This is a genomic window from Kitasatospora sp. NPDC004240 (genome assembly GCF_053603215.1).
In genome coordinates this window covers 1-22,194 of the sequence record NZ_JBSGFD010000048.1, presented here as the reverse complement: position 1 = coordinate 22,194, position 22,194 = coordinate 1, and the positions used below count along the sequence as shown (strand labels likewise).

Here is a 22,194-nt window from a genome sequence, read left to right as displayed (position 1 = left end):
AAGGGATTTGGTGAGATGACATAGCCGCCATGCTAGGAAGCGGGCCGCCGGATCTCACGGCGGCAGTCCCCCGGTTCCGACCGGGCCCCACCTCCACCCCGACCGGGCGCCACCTCCACCCGGCCATGCCCGCCGGGCCATCCCCGTCCGGGTACGGCCGTCCGGGCGTGGCTCCTCGGGTACAGCTCTTCGGGTACGGCCGGGTGGGCCCGGGACCTAGGACCAAAAGCGGATGGCCGCGCCCATCGTCACCGGGTGGAATGGGCCGTGTGGATCAGCACTTGACGACACCCGAGGGCCTCGACGACACCCAGGTCGACGCCTACCTCGCCCGACTCGGCCTGCCCCGCCCCGAACGCGCCGACGTCACCGCGCTCGCCGCGCTCCAGCGGGCGCACCTGGGCGCCGTACCCTTCGAGAACCTGAGCGTCCATCTGGGCGAGCCGATCGTGCTGGAGCCCGGCGCGCTCTTCGAGAAGATCGTCACCGGCGGCCGGGGCGGCTTCTGTTACGAGCTCAACGGCCTGTTCGCCGAACTGCTGCGCGCCCTCGGCTACCGGGTCACCCTGCTCGCCGGCCGGGTGTTCCAGGGCGAGCGGATGGGCCCGCCGTTCGACCACATGGCGCTGCGGGTCGACCTGGACGAGCCGTGGCTGGCCGATGTCGGCTTCGGCAACTTCGGCCACCTGCCGCTGCGCCTGGACGTCCGCGACGAGCAGAAGGACCCGGCGGGCATCTTCACGGTGACCCCGTACGCCGCCGGCCCGGACGGCCCGGCCGGCCCGGAGCGCGACGCCGACCTCGTGGTGACGATGAACGGCGAGCCGCAGTACCGGCTCGACCGGCGCCCCTACCGGCTGGCGGACTTCGCCCCGACCTGCTGGTGGCAGGCCACCTCGCCGGCCTCGCACTTCCGGCGCGGGACGACCTGTTCCCGGCTGACCGCCGACGGCGGCCGGACCACCCTCGCCGGCACCCGGCTGATCCGCACCGGCGCCGACGGCGAGAAGGCCACCCGGCAGCTCACCGAGGACGAGGCGCTGACGCTCTACCGGGAGGAGTTCGGCATCGCGCTGGAGCGGCTGCCGGTGGTGGCGGCCGCACGCTGAGACGGGACGCCCGCAGCGGCCGGCCCCCCTCCCCGCGTGGAGGAGCCGCCCCCTGCGGGCACACGCGCGGGGTGCACCGCCCAGGGTCGAGGGTCCGTGTGAACACCGGGCGACGGGTGTGCGAGCGGGGCCGGTCCAGGCGGTGCCGAGGGGTCCGGGCCCGGCGTCAGAGGAAAGTCCCGGCTCAGGCCAGGGTGAGGAACAGCTTCTCCAGCTCGGCCTCGCTCATCGGCGGGGTGTCGCCGTCGGCGGCGGCCATGCACTGGCGCATGCCGCTGGCCACGATCTTGAAGCCGGCCCGGTCCAGGGCGCGGGAGACGGCGGCCAGCTGCGTGACGACGTCCTTGCAGTCCCGGCCGGCCTCGATCATCGCGATGACCCCGGCGAGCTGCCCCTGGGCGCGGCGCAGCCGGTTGAGCACGGCGCCGACCGCCTCGTCGTCGACCTGCATGTGAGCCACCTCCCGGGTGAACGGATTCGTCCCGGTCGAGTGTACCCCTCGGGGTATCGCTTTCCCCAGGTCGCGCGAGGTGGCGGGTGGTGCACCGGGGGCGGAGGGTGCGCGCGCGACGAACGGGGGTGCGCGGGGGGCGCTCGGCCCCACCCGGGCGCCGTACACCTGCCGAACCCGCCCCCGGGAGCCACCCGCCGGACCCGCCCGCGCCGGACCGTACGGCAGGTGCACGGGTCCCGTACGGGGTGGCCACCGTCCCGCGGCCGGCGCCCCGAGGAGCCGGCGGCCGCGGGGGCCGGCCGGGTCGGCATGTACGGCGCGGTGGCCCGCCCGGCCCGAGGACCACCCCCTGAGGACCGCCCGCCGGGAGCCGGGCCACCGCGTCACGCCCTACGAGGCCTCCGCGACCTCCGCGACCTCCAGCCCGTACGCGACCACGGCCTGGTGCAGCCCGCCCGGGTAGCCGGCGAGGGCCGGGGTGAAGTCCCAGTTGCCCTCGGTGTCGCGGTCGAAGCGGCCCAGCCGCATCGCGGTGTTGGTGTCGGCGCCGTCCGCCAGGTGGGCCACCGCCGCCTGGTCGGCGCCGGCCTCCAGGATCAGCGCCGGCCCGGCGAACCCGCCCATGGTGGAGTCGGGGTGGTTCTGGGTGTCGGCCGCGGCGACGATGACCAGCCGGTCGGCCTCGGCGGGCAGCGCGTCGAAGTCGACCATCAGGCAGGCGTTGGCGTCGCCGTAGCCGGTCACCAGGCGCACCGAACCGTCCGGCGTGGAGCCGTTGTTGTAGAAGACCAGGTGCTCGTCCGACAGCGCCCGGTTCCCCTGGCAGACCAGGGCGGCGATGTCGTACTCGTCCTCGCCGGACCAGTGCAGCAGGAGCCGGGCCGGTTCGGCGGCGAGCTCGATGGCGGGCAGGTCCTCGCCGCCGCCCGTCGCCCCGCCGGGCCCGGGGGCGGCCCCGGCCTGGGCGGGTGTGAACACCTCGTGGAAGCCGTGGTGCTTGAGCAGGCCGACCAGTTCGGCGCCGTTGATCAGGGTGATCGGCTTGCCGGCGGCGAACTGGTGCGAGCTCGGGCCGAACCTGCTGGTGGTGACGAGCACCGCCTTGAACGCGTCCCGGTCGTGCTGGAGCGTGCCGTACAGGTCCCGTACGGCCGACGGGGTCACGGTGTCGCGGTAGCGCTTCACCTGCACGATGACGTTCCCGCCGCGGAACGGGTCGGTGTCGATGCCGCGCACGTCCACCCCGCCGTCCCGGGAGCGGGCGGTGAGCTCGACCTTCATGCCCATCGCCGCCATCAGGTCGGCGATGAGTTTCTCGAAGTCGACCGGGTCCATCGCCAGGAGGAGCTGGAGCTCGCGCACCCGCTTCGCCATCCGGCCGCGATCGGCGGTGGTGTCGTCGCGGAGGTGGCGGAAGAGCATGCGCTGCGCGCGGCGCTCGTCGGTGTCGGGGTTGCTGAGGCGGTGGAGCTTCCGGCTCCGGGACATGGGTGCCCCCTTGCAAGGTGTGACTGTGTGGTGGCAGCCGTCACCGTAGGGCAATCTCCGACGCTCCGTCAGCCATGTGTCCCAACTGATAACTTCACGGGGCGTTTCCCAGGAATTCGGTCGCGAGCATGACGAATCGCCCCGGCTCCTCCACCCACGGCCGGTGGCCCGAGGCCGCCATCACCTCCAGCCGGGCGCCGGGGTGGCAGGCGGCCACCGCGCGGGCCGGGGCGGTGCCGATCTGGCCGTCCGAGGCGCCGGCCAGGACGAGCGCGGACAGTCCGGAGGCGGCCAGGCGCCGCAGGCGGCCGGGGTCGGTGGAGGAGCCGGCGTAGAAGGCGTCCCGCAGCCAGGGGTGGCGGCAGGCGTGTTCGGCCCGGTACTCGGCGAGCCGGCCGGAGTCCCAGTGGTGCCAGGAGAACGGGAGGGTCCTGGCCTGGAGCAGCGGGGCCTCGGCGGCGCCGGCCCCCTCGGCGAGGCGGCGGTCCGCCTCGGCGGCGCCGGGGTACCAGGGTTCGGCCGAGCGGGCGGCGCGCAGGGCGGCCAGCTCGGCGGGGTCGGGTTCGCGGGCGGCCCGGCCGACCGGGGTGACCAGCACCGCCCGCCGCACCCGGCCGGGGTGGGCCGCCGCGTACTCCTGCGCGACCAGGGTGCCGGCGGAGTGGGCCAGCAGATCGAGGCGCTCCAGCCCGAGGTGCAGGCGCAGCGCCTCCAGGTCGCGGGCCTGGGTGAGGAAGGAGACGGTCGACCGGTCGGCGGGCACCGCCGAGCGTCCGGCGGCGCGCCCGTCCAGCAGGACGAGCGTGCGGTGCGCGGTCAGCCCGCCGAGGTCGCCCAGGTAGCGGGCGTCCATCCCGGGGCCGCCGGCGAGGACCACCAACGGGTTCCCCTCGCCCGCGAGTTCGTACCAGAGCTCGGTGTCGTCATGGGAGGTCAGGATCGGCATGGGGAAACGATCACACGCGGCGGGCCGGGCTGTCACCGGCATTCCACCCAGCGGTCCAGACCATCGGGGCGACGGCTCCCCGCCGGTCCCACGTCGGTCGTCGGCGGCGGCCCGCGGTCCTGGCGCGGCGCCTCGGCGGTTCGGGGGGGCCGCCGAGGCTCGACACACCACAGGGGAGGCCGGACACCACCCGGCCGGTACGACGGGAACGCCTCCCGCCCGACCCCTCACACGCCCACCCCGGGACGCCCCGGGACGCCCCGACGGCGACGCTCCGTGACCGCGGGCGGCGGCCCGGAAGGGGTGGGGCCGGGGGTCGCGGTCACCCGGGTGGTGTAGACGGGGACGAGGCCGGTGGCGGGCGGTTCTCCCCGGTGGATCCGGTGCGGCGGGCGGGCCGGAGCGGGCACAGGGCGGGCCGGCGGGCGGGACGGCGACGTAGCCCGATGTGCCCGACCTGACCGTTTTGTGCGGTGATGGGTAGACATGACCTTGGGTGAACCGGACGTGGACCCGCTCACCCCCGCCGGAGAGCCACAGGAGGTGCCGTATGGGGGTCCCCGCGGCTCGCATCGTGTTCGACGAGAGCGACCGGAGCGCCGTCGCCGACGCGGTGACCGAGATCCTCGCCACCGGCGCGCTGACGCTCGGCCCGTGGACCGAGCGCTTCGAGCAGGCCTTCGCCGCCGAGCACGGCGCCGCCCACGCCGTGGCCGTCGCCAGCGGAACGGCGGCCCTGGAGGTGGTGCTGCGCACCGTCGGGGTGAAGGGCCGCGACGTGGTCGTGCCCGCCGTGACCTTCTACGCCACCGCCGGGGCCGTGCTCCACGCGGGCGGCCGACCGGTGTTCGCGGACGTGGACCCGGCGACGCTCGCCCTCGGCCCCGCCGAACTGGAGGCGGCGCTGACGCCGGACACCGCCGCGGTCGTCCTGGTGCACATCGGCGGACTGATCACCCCGCGGGTGGACGCGATCCGGGAGCTGTGCGACCGCCGCGGCATCCCGCTGGTCGAGGACGCCGCGCACGCGCACGGCAGCAGCTTCGAGGGCCGCTCGGCCGGGTCGTTCGGCCTGGCCGGCGCGTTCTCCTTCTACCCGACCAAGGTCACCACCAGCGGCGAGGGCGGCATGATCCTCACCGGTTCGCCGGAGCTGCGCGACGAGGCGCGGATCCACCGGGACCAGGGCAAGGGCTCGTTCACCACCAACCACCACGTCCGGGAGGGCGCCTCCTGGCGGATGAGCGAGCTCAACGCCGCCGTCGGCACCGTCCACCTGCGACGGCTCAAGGAGTTCGTCGAGACCCGCCGCCGGGTCGCCCAGCGCTACGACGCCGCGCTCGCCGGGCTGGACGGTCTGGACCCGGTGACCGAGCCGCCCGGCTGCCGCGGCAACTACTACAAGTACGTCGCGCTGCTGCCCGCCGGCGTCGACCGCGCCCTCGTCAAGCGCACCCTCGCCGAGGAGTTCGGCGTACGGCTCTCCGGCGAGGTGTACGACCTCCCGCTGCACCTCCAGCCGGTGCTCGCCCCCTACCGGAACGGGCCGCTGCCGGTCGCGGAGGACGTCTGCGCCCGCCAGGTGTGCCTGCCGGTGCACTCCGACATGACCGAGGACGAGACCGACCAGGTGATCGCGGCCGTGTCCGCCGTCCACCGCCGGCTGGCCGGCTGAGCCGCCGGCACCCGGCCGGACCGGGTGACCGGCCGACCGACCCGTTGGGGAACGCCGAGGAACGAAGGAGCGGAACCGTGCGTGTAGCCGTCACCGGAGGCTGTGGATTCATCGGTTCACACGTCGTGGACCGGCTGCTCGCCGCCGGGCACGAGGTGCTGGCGATCGACACCACCGACAAGTACCTCAACCCGGAGGCCGAGCACGCCGGCATCGACATCCTCGACCTGCCGGCGCTGACCTCCGCCCTCGACGGCAGCGAGGTGGTCTTCCACCTCGCCGCCATGGCCGACGTCGAGCAGGTCGCCGCCGACCCCGTCCGCGCCGTACGGGTCAACGTCGACGGCACCGGGACCGTCCTGGAGGCCGCCCGGCGCAGCGGCCTCAGCCGGACCGTGCTGGCCAGCACCGTCTGGGTGTACGGCGCCGCCCTCGCCGAACCCGGCCTGGACGGCGAGGAGCAGGAGCTCGACGAGCACGCCCCGATCGAGCTCGACCGCAGCGGCCACCTCTACGTCGCCACCAAACTCGCCGCCGAGATGCTGGTCCACAGCTACCGCGAGCTGTACGGCCGCCACTTCACCATCCTGCGCTTCGGCATCCCGTACGGGCCCCGGATGCGCGACGAGCTGGTGGTCGCCCGGTTCGTGCAGGCCGCCCTCGACGGACGCCCGATCACCATCGCCGGCGACGGCCGCCAGAGCCGCAACTTCGTGTACGTCGAGGACATCGCGGACGCCCACGTCCGGGCGCTGTCCCCGGCCGCCGAGGACCAGACCTTCGCCCTGGAGGGCTCCGCGCCGGTCTCCGTCCGCGACATCGCCGACACGGTCGACCGGCTGTTCGGGCCGGTCACCATCGAGCACATCGCCGCCCGCGCGGCGGACTACCCCGGGCGCCGGATCTCGGCCGCCCAGGCGAAGCGGCTGCTCGGCTGGTCACCGCGGACCAACTTCGCCGACGGCGTGCTCCGCTACGCCGACTGGTACCGCTCGGCGGACGGCCGGGCCCGCGAGGACCGCACCTCGGGCGGCCGGACACGCGGCCGACGCCCGGCGGGCGGCCGGACGGCGGGCGGGCACGCGACAGGCAGCCGGACGGGCGACGGGCAGCCGGGCGACGGGCGCGCGGCGGGCGGCACGGCGGCCGGTGACCGTCCCTCGGGCCCGGCCTGAGACCCGGCCCGAGATGCCGCACGCGCTGCTGGTGTCCGGCTCGATCGGCCAGGGCCACGACGTGATGGCCCAGGCCTGCGCCGACTCGCTGCACGCCGTCGGCTGGACCACCGACACGGTCGACGCCATGGCGCTGCTCGGGCAGCGGGCCGGCGCGGTCGGCGAGGCGGTGTTCCGGCGGATGATCGACCTGCCCGGGGTCTACGACGCCTTCCACTTCTCCGCGCTGCGCCCCGGCGCCCGGCTCGCGCTGATGGCCGACGCCGCCGCCCGCGCCCGGCTGGTGCCCCACCTGCGGGAACTGGTCGAGCGGCAGCGGCCCCGGCTGGTGGTGTCGGTGTTCGCGACGGCGACCTCGGCCGTCAACCGGCTGCGCGGCCGGGACTTCCGCCACCTGGTGCTCTGCACCGACGTCACCCCGCACCGGCTCTGGGTGCAGGACGGCACCGACCTCTTCCTGGTCACCTCCGAGGTCGCCGCCTGCGCGGTGCGCCGCTACCGGCCGGACGCGCCGATCGCCGTCCTGCCCGCACCGCTGCGGGCCGGCTTCTACCACCCGCCCGCCCGCGCCGCGGCCCGCGCCGCGCTCGGCGTACCGGCCGACGCCCGCTGCGTCCTGCTGATGTCCGGCTCCTGGGGCCTCGGCCCGCTCGCCCGCACCGCCGCCGACCTGGCCGACGCCGGTCCGCACGTGCTGGCGGTGGCCGGGCGCAACGCCCCGCTGGAGCGCCGGCTGCGCGCCGCCGCCCACCGCCGCCCACGGCTGCACCCCTTCGGCTGGACCGACCGGATGCCCGCACTGATGGCCGCCGCCGACCTGGTCGTCACCAGCTCCGGCGACACCTGCAGCGAGGCCCGCGCCCTCGGCCGGCGCCTGCTGCTGCTCGACGTCGTCCAGGGCCACGGCCGCGACAACCTCCAGCACGAACTGGAGCTCGGCCACGCCGACGTCGCCTCCGCCCGCCCCGCCGAAGTCGTCCGCAACGCCCTCGCCGCCCTCGACCGCCCCGCCCCGCCCCCTTCCCCCGGCGCCACGCCCACCGCCTGGCACAGCGGCTTCACCACCGCCCTCGACCGGCTCGGCTGACGCTCCCGGGCGGGAGTCCGGGGCCGGGAGGCTTCACCGCAGGCCGTGGTCGCGGAGGGGGCCGAGGGTGAGGCCGTGGGCGCGGCAGTGGGCGGTGAGGAGGGGGAGGGCACCGAGGGCGGAGTGCCAGGCGCCGGGGGCGGAGGTGCAGTCGGAGTCGTGGAGGAGCAGGGTGGCGCCGCCGCGCAGGTCGGGGCGGGCGGTGGCGTAGACGGACGCGGGCGTGGCGCGGTCCGTCCAGTCGCGGCCCCAGGCCGACCACAGCACCGTGCGCAGCCCCAGCCGGCGGGCGGAGAGCGCGAGGCCGGTGGTGAGCACCCCGTACGGCGGGCGGTACCAGAGCGGGCGGGTGCCGCAGAGCTCGGTGACGGCCTGGCGGGCGCGCCGCAGCTCGCGCAGGTCGCGGGCGGGCGCCGGGTACCACTGGGTGCGGTGGTGCCAGCCGTGCACGGCGGCCTCGTGGCCGCGCTCGACGAGTTCCCGGCCGAGGTCCGGCGCGCGTTCCAGCATCGAGCCGAGCAGGAAGAAGGTGGCCCGCACGCCCAGCTCGTCCAGCGCGTCCAGGAAGTACGGCGTGGAGGCGGGGTCCGGGCCGTCGTCGAAGGTCAGCGCGACGTGCCCGGGCGCGCCGCGGCCGGCCGTCCCCCGGGCCACCGTACGGCGCACGGCGGTGAGCCGGACCGCCGCCGGGGCCAGGTGCAGCAGCGCGGCCCCGGCGACGACGCCGGCCGCCACCCCGGCCGGCCGGGCCGCCCGCATCAGCCGAACCGGTAGGCCATCCGGCGGAACACCCCGGGCGCGAGCCCGTGCAGCCGGGCCGGGCCGGCCAGCCAGCGCGGGGCGAAGATCCGGTCGCGCTCCGTACGGATGGCCGCCAGCACCGTGTCGGCGATCCGCTCCGGCGGGACGGGACGCGGGCGCTCCCGGTGGTACGGGGTGCCGCGGCGGGCGAAGAACGGCGTGTCCACCGCGCCCGGGAGGATGATCCGCACCCCCACGCCGGTGCCCCGCAGCTCGTACCAGAGGCTCTCGGCGAACATCGCCAGCCCGCCCTTGGTGGCCGCGTACACCGCCTCGTCCGGTACGCCCACCTGGCCGGCCATCGAGCCGACCAGCACGATCCGCCCGCGCCGGCGCTCCAGCATGCCGGGCAGCAGCAGCCTGGCCAGTTGCAGCGGCGCGGCCAGGTTGACGTCGATCATGCGGCCCAGGGTGTCCGGCGGGGTCTCCTGGAACGGCCCGCGGAAGCCCAGGCCCGCGCCGGCGACCAGCGCGTCGACGTGGCCGGCGGCCGCCAGGGCCCGTTCGGCGAGGCGGGCCGGGCCGTCCGGGACGCTCAGGTCCTGCGGCAGGGCGAGGCCGCCGGTGCGGTCGGCGACGGCGGCGAGGCGGCCGGGGTCGGTGCCGGAGAGCAGGGTGCGCCAGCCGGACGCCGCGAGGCGGGCCGCGGTCGCCGCTCCGATACCCGAGGAGGCGCCCGTGACCAGGGCGACCAGGGGTCGGGGACTCTGCTCCGCCATCGCTCACCTGCCGGCCGTACGCGGTTCGCCGTCCGTTTGGTCCGGCACGTCACCTTCGCACGCCGGGGCCGGGCGGGCGACCGGGGCCGCGTCCTCGCGGGAGCCCGGTTCCCCGGCGTGCCGCTGCGGGGCACCCGGCTCGATCTCGCCGAAGCGGGACAGCAGGAACGTACCGCCCACCGCGACCACGAAGCCCGTCACCGCGGCCCAGGCGTAGCCGGGCCGGGCGGCGTCACCCAGCACCCAGACGCCCACCGCCGCCGGGCCGAAGGTCTCCGCGACGGTCCCCGCCGCGGTGGCCGCCGTCACCGTGCCGCGCTGCAGTGCCAGCGCGTACGCGACGTACCCGCCGAGACCGCCCAGCGCGAGCGCGTACGCCGCCGGATCGGTGAAGACCTCCCACGGCCGCGACACGTCGAGCACCCGGACGGCGAGGCTGGTCACCCCGAAGCCGGTGCCCGCGAGCAGGCCGAGGCCCGCCGCGGCCGCGGTGCCGTCCCGACGGGCCAGGACGGCGGTGAGCAGCAGCATCAGCACCGTGGTGGCGAGCAGCGCCCAGTGGAACGCCGGGCCGGCGTGATCACGTCCCTCCTCGCCCGAACCGACCGCGAGCAGGGTCAGTCCGGCGACCACGGCCGCGATCCCCGCCGCGTCCGGGCCGCGCAGCCGCGCCCCGAGCAGCCAGACCGCCGCCATCGCGGTCACCGCCAGACTGGCGTTGGTCACCGCCTGCACCAGGAACAGCGGCAGCGTCCGCAGCGCCACGATGCTCAGCGCGAACCCGGCCACGTCCATGGCGGTCCCCAGCACGAACTGCCACGACCGCGCGAGCCCCGCCAGCAGGCCCGCCCGTACCCGGTCCGCCCGGGGCACCACCCGCGCCCCGCGCGCCTGGAACACGGACCCGAAGCCGAAGCACACGGTCGCGATCAGCGCCGTGGTCAGTCCGAGCAGCATCACACCCCAGCCCCTCGGGGACGGTTACCACCACCAGTCTGTCCCCGCCGCCGCGAGCCCGCCCGCAGGGAGGCCCTGGCGGCGGGGACGCCGGGGGCGCGGACGGGGGCGGAACGCCGGAACGGGGCGTCGGGTGGTGGGCGCCCTTCGTCGCGCCCTGGGCCGGCCGGCCGGTACGGGCAGTCGCGCGGGGAATGCTCCGCACAACGGGGAAGGCCCCCGGGCCGAGGGGCCCGGGGACCTTCCGTGTCGCGGTGACGGATCGTCAGCCGAGGTTGGCGATGGCCTCGTTGAAGGTCTTCGACGGGCGCATCACGGCGGCGGCCCTGGCCGGGTCGGGCTGGAAGTAGCCGCCCAGCTCGACCGGGGCACCCTGGACGGCGTTCAGCTCGTCCACGATGGCCTGCTGCTGCTCGGTGAGGGTCTGCGCCAGGCCCGCGAAGGCGGCGGCCAGCTCGGCGTCGACGGTCTGGGCGGCCAGCTCCTGGGCCCAGTACAGGGACAGGAAGAAGTGGCTGCCGCGGTTGTCGATGCCACCGAGGCGGCGGCTCGGCGACTTGTCCTCGTTGAGGAAGGTGCCGGTGGCGCGGTCCAGGGTGTCGGCCAGCACCTGGGCGCGGGCGTTGCCGGTGGTGGTGGCCAGGTGCTCGAAGCTGGCGGCCAGGGCGAAGAACTCGCCGAGGCTGTCCCAGCGCAGGTAGTTCTCCTTGACCAGCTGCTGGACGTGCTTCGGGGCGGAGCCGCCGGCGCCGGTCTCGAAGAGGCCGCCGCCCGCCATCAGCGGGACGACCGACAGCATCTTGGCGCTGGTGCCCAGCTCCAGGATCGGGAACAGGTCGGTGAGGTAGTCACGCAGCACGTTGCCGGTCACCGAGATGGTGTTCTCGCCGCGGCGGATGCGCTCCAGGGAGAACTTGGTGGCCTCGACCGGGGACTTGATCTCGATCTGCAGGCCCTCGGTGTCGTGCTCCGGGAGGTACTGCTCGACCTTGGCGATCAGCTGGGCGTCGTGGGCGCGGTCGGCGTCCAGCCAGAAGACGGCCGGGTCGCCGGTGGCGCGGGCGCGGGTGACGGCGAGCTTGACCCAGTCCTGGATCGGGAGGTCCTTGGTCTGGCAGGCGCGGAAGATGTCGCCCTCGGCGACCTCCTGCTCCAGCACCACGGCGCCCTCGGCGTCGACGAGGCGGACGGTGCCGGCCGCGGCGATCTCGAAGGTCTTGTCGTGGCTGCCGTACTCCTCGGCCTTCTGCGCCATGAGGCCGACGTTCGGGACGGAGCCCATGGTCGAGGGGTCGAAGGCGCCGTGGGCGCGGCAGTCCTCGATGACGGCCTGGTAGACACCGGCGTAGCTGCTGTCCGGCAGCACGGCGAGGGTGTCGGCCTCCTGGCCGTCCGGGCCCCACATGTGGCCGGAGGTGCGGATCATGGCCGGCATCGAGGCGTCGACGATGACGTCGGACGGCACGTGCAGGTTGGTGATGCCCTTGTCGGAGTCGACCATCGCCAGGGCGGGGCCCTCGGCGATCTCGGCCTCGAAGGAGGCCTTGATCTCTGCTCCCTGCGGCAGGCCGGCCAGGCCGTTCAGGATGGTGCCGAGGCCGTCGTTGGGGCTCAGGCCGGCGGCGGCCAGGGTCTCGCCGTGCGCGGCGAAGGTCTTCGGGAAGAAGGCGCGGACCACGTGGCCGAAGACGATCGGGTCGGAGACCTTCATCATGGTGGCCTTGAGGTGCACCGAGAACAGCACGTCCTCGGCCTTGGCGCGGGCGACCTGGGCGGCCAGGAACTCGCGCAGCTCGGCGACGCGCAGCACGGAGGCGTCGACGACCTCGCCGGCCAGCACCGGGACCTTCTCGCGCAGCACGGTGACGGCGCCGTCGGCGGCGACGTGCTCGATGCGCAGGGTGCCGGCCTCGGCGACCACGGCGGACTTCTCGGTGGAGCGGAAGTCGTTCTCGCCCATGGTGGCGACGTTGGTCTTGGAGTCGGCCGACCAGGCGCCCATGCGGTGCGGGTGGGTCTTGGCGTAGTTCTTGACCGAGCCGGGGGCGCGGCGGTCGGAGTTGCCCTCGCGCAGGACCGGGTTGACGGCGCTGCCCTTGACCTTGTCGTAGCGGGCGCGGACGTCCCGGTCCTCGTCGGTCTTCGGGTCGTCCGGGTAGTCCGGCAGCGCGTAGCCCTGGGCCTGCAGCTCGGCGATCGCGGCCTTCAGCTGCGGGATGGAGGCCGAGATGTTCGGCAGCTTGATGATGTTCGCGCCCGGGGTCTTGGCGAGCTCACCCAGCTCGGCGAGGGCGTCCTCGATGCGCTGGCCCTCGGCGAGACGCTCCGGGAAGCTCGCGATGATCCGCCCGGCCAGGGAGATGTCGCGCGTCTCCACCGTGACGCCCGCCGTCGAGGCGTACGCCTGCACCACGGGCAGGAACGAGTACGTCGCCAGGGCCGGGGCCTCGTCGGTGTGCGTGTAAATGATGGTCGAGTCAGTCACGGGTGCTCCGCTTCACGTCTACAACGTCTTGAACGTCTTGATATCAAGATATCCCGTGAGCCTCCCTCCCGGCCACCGCCCCCTGGGGTGGACTCCCGGCAGGCCGTCCACTCCGGGGGCGAGCCCCGGGCGAGCCTCAGGACAGCAGCGCCTGCCAGTCGGGCGTGGCGGGGTCGCGGCCCGGGCCGTGGGTGGTGTGGGCCGGATGGTGGACGACGTAGTCGGTGGGCGCCATGGCGGTGTCCCGGCCGGGGAGGGCGGCGACCACGGCGCGGTGGGCGAGCAGCGGGGTGAGGGTGTCATCGTCCGTGGTCAGGTGGGCGGTGAGGCGCCCGTCCGCGGCCTCCACCCGGATGCCCGCCACCGGGACGGCCGCCCCGGGGCCGAGGGCGTGGGCGAGCAGCTCGCGGACGGCCGCGGGGTCGATCCAGGAGCCGTCCACGAGGGCCCACTCACGGTCCCGGGTACCGGGGCGCAGGCCGGTCAGCGCGGTGAGCCCGTCCAGCGGGACCGGGCCGGCGGCGGCGGCCCGCAGCAGGGTGAGCAGGCCGTGCGAGAACCGCTCGCCCTCGGCGTGGTCGAGCAGCTGGGGGCAGGTGAGCAGGGCGAACTCCAGGCTTCCGTTGATCCGCAGGATGTTGAGCATGATCCGCACCGGGACGCGCTGGTCCGGGATCCGGATGATCTCGGGGTCGGCGGCAGGGACCGGGCGGGCGGCGGAGACGGACTCGGGGATGGTGAGGCCGAGGTCGTTGACCACCACCTGCCGGGCGTACCGGGAGCCCCGCCGGTGGGCGATGTCCTCGATCATCTGCCAGATCCTGGCCGCGTCGAAGGTGCCGTGCCAGTAGCCGGCGAGGGTGGCGGCCTTGGCCCGGCCGATCAGCTCGTCCAGGTCGCCGGGGCGGGCGTCCAGGGCCAGGAAGGCGTCCTGGGCGAGGGTGCCGACGTGGTCGGCCAGCGCGGCGCGCTGCCGGTTGGCGGAGAGCGCGGCGATCACCAGCTCGGACCGGTCGGCGCGGTGGGCGACCAGCGCGGCGAAGGCCGCGAGCAGCACGACGGACGGGCTGGCGCCGGTGCGCGCCGAGGCCGCGGCGAGGTCGGCGGCGCCGGACGGCGAGCGCAGCACATGGGCGCACATCAGGTCCGGCGGGCCGGTGAGCCGGTCCTCGGCGAACACCGCCTGCGGGTGGGTGCGCAGGATCCGCTCCCAGTGCCGCAGCGAGGCGGTCGCCTTGCGGCGGCCCAGGTCGGTGGCCTCGGCGGCGGCGATCTGCAGCGGGGTGCGGCCGGTGACGGGCGGCAGCTCCTTGCCGGCGGCGAGCGCCAGCCAGTCCTGGAGGAGCAGGACGCAGGCGGCGCCGTCGGCCCCGCTGTGGCAGACCACGACCACCAGCCGCACCACGTGCTCGCCCCGGGTGAGCAGGGTGAGGCGGAGCGGGAAGTCGGCGGCGAGGTCGAAGCCGAGGGTGTTCCCGGCGCGCCCGAGCTCCTCGGCGAGACCGTCGAGGCCGGCGTCGTCCAGGTGGTCGGCGGAGATCACCTCGACGGTGAACTCGCCCTCGGCGCGCAGCTCCTGGTGGCCGGGGAAGCCGTCGGGGCCGGGCGGGAAGACCGTGCGCAGGGACTCGTGGCGTTCGGCGAGGGCGCGCAGCGCGTCGAGGGCGGCGGTGAGGCCGGTGCCGTCCGGGACCGGCCAGACCATGTCCCGGTTGATCTGCTCGGGCAGGTCCCGGAGGATGCAGCGGATCATGTTGTCCTGGCCGAGGGTGAGCGGGCCCGTTCCGCTGCCGGGGCCGTGGTAGCGGACGGTGATCCGCCGGGTCTGGGTCACGTGGTGGGCGCCTTCCGCTGTCCGGTGGTCTTGCCGGTCCTATCGGTGACGATTCGTCAATTGCCGTTCAGGATCGAGGTGGTGACCTCGTCCGGCCAGAGCTCCGGGCGGCTGCCGTGGGTGTGCAGCAGGGCCAGGGCGATGCGGTCCAGGCCGAAGGCGGCGCAGGAGGTGTGGCCCGGCGCGCCGTCGGCGGTGAAGCCGAAGGCCTCGCCGAAGTGCTCCTTGTGGAGGTTGGCGGAGGCGACGGCCTGGACGACGCCGTCCGCGACCGGCACCTTGAGTTCGTACTTGAGCTCCTGGACGCGCTGGGCGGCCCGGTAGAGCCGGCGGGACGGGCCGAAGAAGGGGTCGTCGGCGATCTCGGTCCGCGGTCTCAGGCCGATCCGCTCCAGCCAGCCGGTCATCCGCTCCAGCCAGCCGGCGCGCCAGCGGACGCAGTGCTCCTCGGTGCCGGCGGTGACGTGCTCGGACATCCGGAAGCTGCGCAGCCGGCCGGGTTCGGCGCTGGCCTCCTGGCGGAAGCAGCGGCCCTCGACGGCGAGGTGGACGGGCTGCGCGAGCTCGCGCCCGGCCAGGGACGGGTAGAGCGGGTAGCAGGCGGCGGGCAGCAGCACCAGGTCGCCGGGCCGCTGGGCCGAGTCCCAGGCGCCGCCCTCCACGGCGTGCGGGGCGTGGGCCCGCCACTCGGCCGGGGTGCCGGTGAAACTGTGCACGGTGCCGAGCAGTTGGGGGAAGGCGCGGACGTAGCCGGCCCGTTCGACCAGCGCGCGGGGCACCACCGGCGGAACGGCCAGCACCGGGACGGGCCGGTCCGCGGCGAGCGCCGCGACGCCCTGCCGGAGCAGGTCGATCACCGCCTCGTACGGCGCCGGATGGATCACCACACCGGGGGCCCCGGCGGGGATCGGGGTGGCCTCACCCTGCGGTACTTCCAGCGGACGGGCCGTCATCATGGTGAGCTCCAGGGGAAGTTCGTGCGGTCCAGTGATGGGTGCGGACCTCGAAGGGGCGGTCGCCGAGGGCCGCGACCGCCGCGTGGTGCCGGCCGGGGACGGTCACGTCGCGCACCCGCAGCGGGCCCGGGCCGAGCGGGCCGGGGTCGGCCAGCCGCAGGGGCGAGGGTCCGGCCAGGGCGAGGCCGAGGCCCTGGGCCAGCCGGCCGCCGTAGGCCTTGACGCAGGCCTCGCGGCGGCACCAGAGGCGGGTGAAGCGGTCGGCGGCCTCGGCGGGGGTCGGGGCGGCCGTGACGAGCGCGGCGTCCGGGGCCGGGAAGTGGCGGCGGGCGATGCGTTCGCCGACCCCGGGATCGCCGGTCTCCTCGACGTCCGCGCCGACCGGCCGGCCCTCGGTGACGGCCAGCACGGCGAGCGCTCCGGAGGCGGACCAGCTGAGCCGGATCCGGTCGCCGCCGGGGACGGGTTCGGGCTTGCCGTGCGGGCCGTACCGCCAGGCGAGCCGGGCGGGGTGGATGCCGAGGCGGTCCGCGGCGAGCAGCCGGACGACGCCCCGGACCACGGTGAAGCGGTCACGGTGGACGGGGTCGTGGCCGGCCTCGGCGCGGGCGCGTTCGTCCGGGTCGAGCAGCCGGCGCAGCCGGTGGACGACGGCGGTGGGCTGGTCGGTGGGGATGATCCAGAGGTCGACCGGGTCGGAGCCGGCGTCGGCCGGGAGGTCGGGGTCGGAGGGGCGTGCGGGCGTCAGTGGCGTCAGTGGCGTCGGGGGTCTCGGGGGTCTCGGGGGTCTCGGGGGTCTCGGGGGCGTGAGGGGAAGGGGCTCGGTCATGGCAGGGGCTCGGTCATGGCAGGGTGAGGGTGCTGAGCCGCCCGAGCCGGTGGTCGTGGTCGGCGAGCAGCAGCGGTCCGGCGTCCGCCGTACGGGCGGGCAGCCGTTCGGCGAGCAGCGTCCACAGGCCGGTGAACGGCTGCCCGGGGGCGGCCGCGGTGACCGGCCCGCCCTCGGGGGCACCGCCCTCAAGGACACCGTCCTCGCCGGACAGGCCGGCGGCGAGCAGCAGTTCGGCGTCCGGGCCCAGGGCCCGGTGCTCCTCGCGGACGGCCGCGCGGGCCCCTTCGCCGTCCACCCGCGCGCTCTGCCGTACGGCGATCCCCTCCCCCGCGGACTCCTCGCAGAGCAGCAGGACCGCGCGGTGCCGCTCGGGCAGTTCGACCGGTTCGGCGGGCCGGTGGTGCAGGGCGCTCTGTTCGGCGAGGACCACCGCGGCCCGCCGGCAGCCGCCGGTGCGGTGGTGGACGGCGGCGAGCCGCAGGGCGGTGAAGGCGGCCGCGCTGCCCTGGTCGCAGACCGCGAAGGCGGTCGGCGTGCCCGGGCAGTGCCGGCTGAGGTACAGCGCGGCGGGTGCGCCGGGCCGCACGTCCGGGGAGGAGAAGGCGAGGATCAGCAGGTCGACCGGCGGGCCGTCGGCCAGGGCCTGTTGCAGCAGGTCCCGGCCCATCTCGCCGTACGCGTGGCCGACGCCCTCGCGCAGCAGGTCCTCACGCGGCTCCAGCCCGTACGGGCGGGCGAGGTCGCCGGTGAACACCCGCAGGTCGGGGTCGAGCGAGGTCTCCGAGTGCCCCTCGAAGTCCGCGGCGAACGCCCGGGTGACGCTCAGGCCGCGGGCCCCGGCGGCGGGGGGCATCGGGTCAGTCCTCGTCGATCAGGTGCCCGGCCACGTAGTCGGCCAGGCTGGCGACCGAGCGCAGGTCGTCCTCGGCGATGTGCTCGACGTCGACCTGGATGTCCAGCGACTCCTCGACCTCCAGGATCAGCTCGATGGTGCCGGCGGAGGTGAGGCCGAGGTCGTCGAAGAGGCAGGCGTTCTCGGGGATCTCGGGCAGGTCGCGCTTGAGGACGCGGGGCAGCAGTTCCTCGATGCCGCGCAGGATCCGGTCGCGCAGTTCGGGGTCGGTCCCGGCGTCCGGCGCGGTGACGGTGGTGGCGGGTGCGGGGTCTGGCATGGGTGAACCGTCCCGTCGTGCGTACGTGTGACAGTGGATGTGGTGCGCCGCGGCCCATCCCTGACGCTGCGTCAGTGCTGGACGGCCATGGCGGAGAAAGTGGCGCCGATGCCCGCGGCAGCGATCAGGTAGTGGTCGCCGGGCCGCAGTAATCCCCTTGTGATGGACGTGTGGAGATTGATGAAGGCGTCTGCTGCGAAACTGTGCCCGACGGAGGGCACGTTGTCCAGCACCACCTGGTCGACCGGATAGCCGATCCGGCGACAGATCATCCGCCAGGAAGCCTGGTTGACGTTGTGCGGAAGGATCAGCGCGATGTCCGAGAGGTCCAGACCTGCCTGGTCGAGGGCGGCCTGGACGGTCTCCACCATGACCGTCGGGTACTCCTTCTGGTAGCGCGCCAGGAGCTCCGGGTCGACGGCCAGCCGGCCGTCGAACTCCGGGCGCTGGCGCACCGCGTAGGAGAGCACCCGGTCGCGCGGGCCGTCGGCGCTCACCAGGCAGGCCGCCGAGGCCTCCCCGAAGATCCCGGTCTCCGGGACGACCTGGGCGTCCTTGGTGAAGGTCTTCTCCCCCGCGACCACCAGGGCCAGCGCCCCGGGGTCGCCGTCGTCGGCGAGCAGCCGGCCGGCCAGGTCGACCGCCAGCAGACCGGCCGCGCAGGCCTGCTGGGTGACGGTGAAGGCCTGGGCGTGTGCCAGGCCGTGCCGTTCCAGCAGCTCGTGCAGGGGGTTGAGCGGGTAGGGCACGGCCACCGGCATGCTGCGGGCGTGCAGCACGTAGCGGATCCGGTGCTCGCGTCCGCGCAGCTCGGGCAGGGCCCGGACGGCGTGGTCGAGCAGGTCGAGGAGCGTCCCGTCCGGGTCCAGGCGCACCCGGTCCAGGCCGTGGAAGCGGCGGAAGAGTCTGAGTTGACGTGGGGTCAGGCCGATCCGCTCGCCCACGTCCTCGATCGTCGCGAGGTGATGGGGAAGGTGGACGGCCACTGCCTCCAGTGCGGTCACGCGGGCTAGTATTCCCACGCCCCGTGGGTCGCACAAGTGATCGCCGGCCTACGGGAGACTCTCCCGCCCCCGTGCCGTCGAGCAGGTGGAGCCCCTCATGAACATCACCGATCGCATCGCCCTGCCCGTCGAAGCCCCGCCCGTCCGACCCCCCGCGACCGGCGTCCCGGACCTGCCGGCCGGCCTGCCCGACCTGCTGGCCGAGGCCGCCGGGGCACCGCCCGGCTGGGCCGCCGCGCTCACCCCCGGGGCCCGGCTGGACGCCGACCTGATGCTGGACGAGTACGAGATCTCGCTGCTCGCGCAGCTGTTGCGCGAGCGGCACGGCACCGACCTGGCCGCCCTGCGGGCCGGCCTCGACCTGGACGAACTCGCCGCGCTGACCGTCGGCGACCTGATCGGGCTGGTGCGCCGATGAGCCGCTTCCTGCTGGTGGTGCCCCCGCTGACCGGGCACGTCAACCCGGTGGTCGGGATCGCGAAGGAGCTCGCCGCGCGCGGCCACGAGGTGGCCTGGACCGGCACCGAGTCGGTGCTGCGCCCGCTGCTCGGCCCCGACGCCACGGTCTTCGGCACCGGCACCCGGGCGTTCCGGGCGCAGGGCGGGCACGGCCTGGCCGCGCTGCGCTCGCTCTGGGAGGGCTTCGTCGTCCCGTACGCGCGGTTCACCGCGAAGCCGCTGGACGCGGTGGTGCGAGAGTTCCGGCCGGACGTGCTGCTGGTCGACCAGCACACCCCGGCGGGCGCGGTGGCCGCCCACCGGCACGGGCTGCCGTGGGTGACGCTGGCGCCCGGGGCGATGGAACTGGGCCGCCCCTACCGGCACCTGCCGCAGGTCGAGGCGTGGACGGCGGGGCTGCTCGCCGGGCTCTGGCAGCGCGCCGGGCTGTCCGCCGCCCAGTACACCGATCCGCGGTTCTCGCCGCACCTGGTGCTGGCCACCACCGGCCGGGCCCTGCTGGCGGAGGGCGAACTCCCGGGGAACTGCGCCCTGCTGGGGCCGGTGCTGGCCGAACGCCCGGCCGACCCGGACTTCCCCTGGGAGCGGCTGCCCCCCGGGCCGCGAACGGTGCTGATCACCATGGGCACGCTGGCCGGCGAGCTGGGCGCGGACTTCCACGCCCGGGCGCTGCGGGCCGTGGAGCTGTGCGGTCCGGACGTCCGGGCGGTGCTCGCCGCGCCCGCCTCCGCCCTGCCCGACCGGCCGCCCGCAGGGGTGCTGACGGTGGATCGGGCGCCGGTGCTGGAGCTGCTGGCCCGCGGCGCGGTGGACGCGGTGCTCTGCCACGGCGGGATGAACACCGTCGGCGAGTCGCTGGCGCACGGCGTCCCGCTGGTGGTGGCGCCGATCCGGCACGACCAGCCCTTCGTGGCGGCCCGGTTGGCCGCGTACGGCGCGGGTCTGCGGGTGCCGTTCGCACGGACCGGTCCGGAGGAGCTGGCGCGGCGGCTGCGCGAGGTGCTGGACGAGCCCGGACCCCGGGCGGCGGCGGGACGGCTCGGGCGCGAACTGCTGGCCGGCGGAGGGGCGGTGACGGCCGTTGACCGGCTGGAGCGGCTGGTCGGCGGCCGGGCGGAACGATCGAATCCATTGGTCTAGGCCATTGTTTCCGAGGTGCCGGAGACTCTAGTGTGGGCGCGCAGCACCACTTCCCAGGTGCCCCGGCAACCCATCCCCGCACGGGAGTTCTGGTTGATCGAGACCAAGGGACTGCGCAAGTCCTACCCCTCCAGGAAACGCGGCCAACCCGCCGTCGACGCCGTCCGCGGCATCGACCTCGACGTGGCCGCCGGTGAGATCTTCGGCTTCCTCGGGCCCAACGGCGCGGGCAAGACCACCACGTTGCGCATGCTCGCCACCCTGATCCGCCCGGACGGCGGTGAGGCCCGGATCGCCGGCGCCGACCTGTTCGCCGACCCGGCCGAGGTCCGCCGCCGGATCGGCTACGTCGCCCAGGGCGGCGGCACCACCGACGCCGTCACCGCACGCGAGGAACTCGTCCTCCAGGCCCGGATGCACGGCACCGGCCGGACCGAGGCGCGGCAACGCGCCGAGGACGCCGTCAAGGCCTTCGACCTGGAGGAGTTCGCCGACCGGCACTGCCGCACCTACTCGGGCGGCCAGCGCCGCCGGGTGGACATCGCCCTGGGCGTCATCCACTCCCCCCGGGTGCTCTTCCTGGACGAGCCCACGGTGGGCCTCGACCCGGCCAGCCGGGGCCAGGTCTGGGCCGAGATCCGGCGGCTGCGCACCGAGGGCATGACCGTCGTGGTGACCACCCACTACCTGGAGGAGGCCGACGCCCTCTGCGACCGTGTGGCGATCGTCGACCACGGCCAGGTGGTGGCCGAGGGCACCCCGGAGACCCTCAAACGCGAGATCTCCGGCGACGTCGTCCTGCTGGGCCTGGCGTCCGGCGAGAGCGACCGGGCCGCCGGGGCGCTGCGCGGGCAGCCCTACCTGCACCGGCTGGAGGTGCGCGGCGAGGACGGCCTGCGGCTGTACCTGGACGACGGCGCCGCGGCCATTCCGCGGCTGCTGAAGGCCCTGGACGGCGCGGGCGTGGTGCCCGGCACCGTCCAGCTCCAACGGCCCAGCCTGGACGACGTGTTCCTGGCCCGTACCGGCCGCTCCATCGACCAGTCCTGACCCGGAACGAGGCGCATCATGAAGCTGGCCCGCGACACCTGGCTGGTCTTCCAGCGGCAGGTGCTGCTGATGTGGCGCACACCGATCTGGATCGCCGTCGGGGTGATCCAGCCGGTGTTCTACCTGCTGCTGTTCGCCCCGCTGCTCAAGAAGGTGCTGGCGCCGATGGGCGCCACCAGCTACGCCGAGGCCTACCAGATCTACGTACCGGGCCTGTTGGCGGTGCTGTGCATCTTCGGCGGGCTCTACACCGGCTTCAGCCTGCTCGGCGAGCTGAAGGCCGGCATCATCGAGCGCTCCCGGGTCACCCCGGTGAGCCGGCTGGCGCTGCTGCTCGGCCGGGCGCTGCGGGAGACCGTGGCGCTGCTGGTGCAGGCCGTCATCATCACCCTGATCGCGCTGCCGTTCGGCCTGCGGGTCGGCCCGGTGGACCTGCTGCTGGCCTACCTGCTGCTCGGCCTGCTGGCGCTGATGACCTCGGCGATCTCCTACGGCATCGCGCTGCTGCTGCCCGCCGACGAGGCGATGGCCCCGGTGGTGAACACCATCGCCCAGCCCATCGCACTGCTCTCCGGGGTGCTGCTGCCGCTGGCGCTGGCGCCGATGTGGCTGCAGACCATGGCGAAGTGGAACCCCTTCTACTGGGCCGTGGAGGGCATGCGGGCGCTGTTCTCCGGGAACGTCGGCGACAGCGTGGTCTGGCAGGGCCTGCTGGTGGTCGCGCTGATGACGGTGGCCTCGGTGTACTGGTCGGCCCGGCTGTTCTCGACCCGGGTGCGCTGAGGGCGTACGGATACGGGAACGTGCGACGGCCGCGGGGCCGGGTGGAGAGGTCTCCACCCGGCCCCGCG

21 protein-coding genes are annotated in these 22,194 nt (G+C 75.0%); 8 read left to right on the top strand and 13 right to left on the bottom strand.

What is annotated here, in order from left to right; all coding sequences use genetic code 11:
- The first annotated feature begins 260 nt into the window (after nucleotides 1-260).
- Nucleotides 261-1,109: an arylamine N-acetyltransferase family protein gene (locus ACWEQL_RS15560; RefSeq protein WP_452150770.1), complete on the top strand. Its 849-nt coding sequence runs from the start codon at nucleotides 261-263 to the stop codon at nucleotides 1,107-1,109.
- Between the two features lie 184 nt (nucleotides 1,110-1,293).
- Here ACWEQL_RS15560 and ACWEQL_RS15555 read toward each other — a convergent pair whose 3' ends face one another.
- From ACWEQL_RS15555 to ACWEQL_RS15545, 3 genes are all read right to left on the bottom strand, one after another.
- The gene (locus tag ACWEQL_RS15555) at nucleotides 1,294-1,560 is read right to left on the bottom strand and encodes a metal-sensitive transcriptional regulator (protein WP_452150769.1); all 267 of its coding nucleotides are present in this window, start codon (nucleotides 1,558-1,560) and stop codon (nucleotides 1,294-1,296) included.
- Nucleotides 1,561-1,953: 393 nt separating this feature from the next.
- Nucleotides 1,954-3,051 carry a restriction endonuclease gene (locus ACWEQL_RS15550; RefSeq protein ID WP_452150768.1) on the bottom strand — a complete coding sequence of 366 codons (1,098 nt, stop codon included), beginning with the start codon at nucleotides 3,049-3,051 and terminating at the stop codon, nucleotides 1,954-1,956.
- Nucleotides 3,052-3,145: 94 nt separating this feature from the next.
- Entirely contained in the window at nucleotides 3,146-3,997 is an 852-nt protein-coding gene (locus ACWEQL_RS15545; protein WP_452150767.1) for an alpha/beta fold hydrolase, read from the bottom strand.
- Nucleotides 3,998-4,547: 550 nt separating this feature from the next.
- On the opposite strand from ACWEQL_RS15545, the gene ACWEQL_RS15540 reads away from it, so the two are divergent.
- From ACWEQL_RS15540 to ACWEQL_RS15530, 3 genes are all read left to right on the top strand, one after another.
- Nucleotides 4,548-5,672, top strand: coding sequence for a DegT/DnrJ/EryC1/StrS family aminotransferase (locus ACWEQL_RS15540; protein WP_452150766.1), 1,125 nt, complete (start codon nucleotides 4,548-4,550; stop codon nucleotides 5,670-5,672).
- A 77-nt stretch (nucleotides 5,673-5,749) separates the two neighbouring features.
- Nucleotides 5,750-6,847 carry an NAD-dependent epimerase/dehydratase family protein gene (locus ACWEQL_RS15535; protein ID WP_452150765.1) on the top strand — a complete coding sequence of 366 codons (1,098 nt, stop codon included), beginning with the start codon at nucleotides 5,750-5,752 and terminating at the stop codon, nucleotides 6,845-6,847.
- 13 nt (nucleotides 6,848-6,860) lie between these two features.
- Nucleotides 6,861-7,934, top strand: coding sequence for an MGDG synthase family glycosyltransferase (locus ACWEQL_RS15530; protein WP_452150764.1), 1,074 nt, complete (start codon nucleotides 6,861-6,863; stop codon nucleotides 7,932-7,934).
- Nucleotides 7,935-7,967: 33 nt separating this feature from the next.
- Here ACWEQL_RS15530 and ACWEQL_RS15525 read toward each other — a convergent pair whose 3' ends face one another.
- From ACWEQL_RS15525 to ACWEQL_RS15480, 10 genes are all read right to left on the bottom strand, one after another.
- Nucleotides 7,968-8,693 (bottom strand): polysaccharide deacetylase family protein, encoded by a 726-nt coding sequence (locus ACWEQL_RS15525; protein WP_452150763.1) that lies wholly within the window; start codon nucleotides 8,691-8,693, stop codon nucleotides 7,968-7,970.
- Nucleotides 8,693-9,454, bottom strand: coding sequence for an SDR family NAD(P)-dependent oxidoreductase (locus ACWEQL_RS15520; RefSeq protein WP_452150762.1), 762 nt, complete (start codon nucleotides 9,452-9,454; stop codon nucleotides 8,693-8,695). The genes ACWEQL_RS15525 and ACWEQL_RS15520 overlap by 1 nt, the downstream gene beginning before the upstream one ends.
- Before the next feature lie 3 nt (nucleotides 9,455-9,457).
- Complete coding sequence (locus ACWEQL_RS15515; RefSeq protein ID WP_452150761.1) at nucleotides 9,458-10,411, bottom strand: hypothetical protein; 954 nt, start codon at nucleotides 10,409-10,411, stop codon at nucleotides 9,458-9,460.
- Between the two features lie 265 nt (nucleotides 10,412-10,676).
- A complete protein-coding gene (locus ACWEQL_RS15510) occupies nucleotides 10,677-12,896 on the bottom strand; it encodes an NADP-dependent isocitrate dehydrogenase (RefSeq protein WP_452150760.1) in 2,220 nt (739 codons plus the stop codon).
- 136 nt (nucleotides 12,897-13,032) lie between these two features.
- Entirely contained in the window at nucleotides 13,033-14,730 is a 1,698-nt protein-coding gene (locus ACWEQL_RS15505) for a condensation domain-containing protein (RefSeq protein WP_452150759.1), read from the bottom strand.
- Between the two features lie 56 nt (nucleotides 14,731-14,786).
- Nucleotides 14,787-15,686, bottom strand: a complete 900-nt coding sequence (locus ACWEQL_RS15500; RefSeq protein WP_452150758.1) for a hypothetical protein — start codon at nucleotides 15,684-15,686, stop codon at nucleotides 14,787-14,789.
- A complete protein-coding gene (locus tag ACWEQL_RS15495; protein ID WP_452150757.1) occupies nucleotides 15,649-16,515 on the bottom strand; it encodes a 4'-phosphopantetheinyl transferase family protein in 867 nt (288 codons plus the stop codon). Before ACWEQL_RS15495 ends, ACWEQL_RS15500 begins: the two co-directional genes overlap by 38 nt.
- Nucleotides 16,516-16,528: 13 nt before the next feature.
- Complete coding sequence (locus ACWEQL_RS15490) at nucleotides 16,529-17,371, bottom strand: hypothetical protein (protein ID WP_452150756.1); 843 nt, start codon at nucleotides 17,369-17,371, stop codon at nucleotides 16,529-16,531.
- A 4-nt stretch (nucleotides 17,372-17,375) separates the two neighbouring features.
- Nucleotides 17,376-17,690 carry an acyl carrier protein gene (locus ACWEQL_RS15485; RefSeq protein WP_452150755.1) on the bottom strand — a complete coding sequence of 105 codons (315 nt, stop codon included), beginning with the start codon at nucleotides 17,688-17,690 and terminating at the stop codon, nucleotides 17,376-17,378.
- Nucleotides 17,691-17,761: 71 nt separating this feature from the next.
- Nucleotides 17,762-18,694: a 3-oxoacyl-[acyl-carrier-protein] synthase III C-terminal domain-containing protein gene (locus tag ACWEQL_RS15480; RefSeq protein ID WP_452150754.1), complete on the bottom strand. Its 933-nt coding sequence runs from the start codon at nucleotides 18,692-18,694 to the stop codon at nucleotides 17,762-17,764.
- 97 nt (nucleotides 18,695-18,791) lie between these two features.
- On the opposite strand from ACWEQL_RS15480, the gene ACWEQL_RS15475 reads away from it, so the two are divergent.
- The 4 genes from ACWEQL_RS15475 to ACWEQL_RS15460 all read left to right on the top strand — a co-directional run bounded on the left by ACWEQL_RS15475 (nucleotide 18,792) and on the right by ACWEQL_RS15460 (nucleotide 22,126).
- The gene (locus ACWEQL_RS15475; RefSeq protein WP_452150753.1) at nucleotides 18,792-19,112 is read left to right on the top strand and encodes a hypothetical protein; all 321 of its coding nucleotides are present in this window, start codon (nucleotides 18,792-18,794) and stop codon (nucleotides 19,110-19,112) included.
- Nucleotides 19,109-20,293 (top strand): glycosyltransferase, encoded by a 1,185-nt coding sequence (locus ACWEQL_RS15470; RefSeq protein WP_452150752.1) that lies wholly within the window; start codon nucleotides 19,109-19,111, stop codon nucleotides 20,291-20,293. Before ACWEQL_RS15475 ends, ACWEQL_RS15470 begins: the two co-directional genes overlap by 4 nt.
- A gap of 93 nt (nucleotides 20,294-20,386) precedes the next feature.
- Nucleotides 20,387-21,343, top strand: coding sequence for an ATP-binding cassette domain-containing protein (locus ACWEQL_RS15465; protein WP_452150751.1), 957 nt, complete (start codon nucleotides 20,387-20,389; stop codon nucleotides 21,341-21,343).
- A gap of 18 nt (nucleotides 21,344-21,361) precedes the next feature.
- Nucleotides 21,362-22,126, top strand: a complete 765-nt coding sequence (locus ACWEQL_RS15460; protein WP_452150750.1) for an ABC transporter permease — start codon at nucleotides 21,362-21,364, stop codon at nucleotides 22,124-22,126.
- Nucleotides 22,127-22,194: the final 68 nt, after the last annotated feature.

Coding starts and splice junctions, on each gene's coding strand:
- ACWEQL_RS15560 (WP_452150770.1), top strand. CDS start 261: ATGGGCCGTGTGGATCAGCACTTGACGACACCCGAGGGCCTCGACGAC.
- ACWEQL_RS15555 (WP_452150769.1), bottom strand. CDS start 1,560: ATGCAGGTCGACGACGAGGCGGTCGGCGCCGTGCTCAACCGGCTGCGC.
- ACWEQL_RS15550 (WP_452150768.1), bottom strand. CDS start 3,051: ATGTCCCGGAGCCGGAAGCTCCACCGCCTCAGCAACCCCGACACCGAC.
- ACWEQL_RS15545 (WP_452150767.1), bottom strand. CDS start 3,997: ATGCCGATCCTGACCTCCCATGACGACACCGAGCTCTGGTACGAACTC.
- ACWEQL_RS15540 (WP_452150766.1), top strand. CDS start 4,548: ATGGGGGTCCCCGCGGCTCGCATCGTGTTCGACGAGAGCGACCGGAGC.
- ACWEQL_RS15530 (WP_452150764.1), top strand. CDS start 6,861: ATGCCGCACGCGCTGCTGGTGTCCGGCTCGATCGGCCAGGGCCACGAC.
- ACWEQL_RS15525 (WP_452150763.1), bottom strand. CDS start 8,693: ATGCGGGCGGCCCGGCCGGCCGGGGTGGCGGCCGGCGTCGTCGCCGGG.
- ACWEQL_RS15520 (WP_452150762.1), bottom strand. CDS start 9,454: ATGGCGGAGCAGAGTCCCCGACCCCTGGTCGCCCTGGTCACGGGCGCC.
- ACWEQL_RS15515 (WP_452150761.1), bottom strand. CDS start 10,411: ATGCTGCTCGGACTGACCACGGCGCTGATCGCGACCGTGTGCTTCGGC.
- ACWEQL_RS15500 (WP_452150758.1), bottom strand. CDS start 15,686: ATGATGACGGCCCGTCCGCTGGAAGTACCGCAGGGTGAGGCCACCCCG.
- ACWEQL_RS15495 (WP_452150757.1), bottom strand. CDS start 16,515: ATGACCGAGCCCCTTCCCCTCACGCCCCCGAGACCCCCGAGACCCCCG.
- ACWEQL_RS15490 (WP_452150756.1), bottom strand. CDS start 17,371: ATGCCCCCCGCCGCCGGGGCCCGCGGCCTGAGCGTCACCCGGGCGTTC.
- ACWEQL_RS15485 (WP_452150755.1), bottom strand. CDS start 17,690: ATGCCAGACCCCGCACCCGCCACCACCGTCACCGCGCCGGACGCCGGG.
- ACWEQL_RS15475 (WP_452150753.1), top strand. CDS start 18,792: ATGAACATCACCGATCGCATCGCCCTGCCCGTCGAAGCCCCGCCCGTC.
- ACWEQL_RS15470 (WP_452150752.1), top strand. CDS start 19,109: ATGAGCCGCTTCCTGCTGGTGGTGCCCCCGCTGACCGGGCACGTCAAC.
- ACWEQL_RS15460 (WP_452150750.1), top strand. CDS start 21,362: ATGAAGCTGGCCCGCGACACCTGGCTGGTCTTCCAGCGGCAGGTGCTG.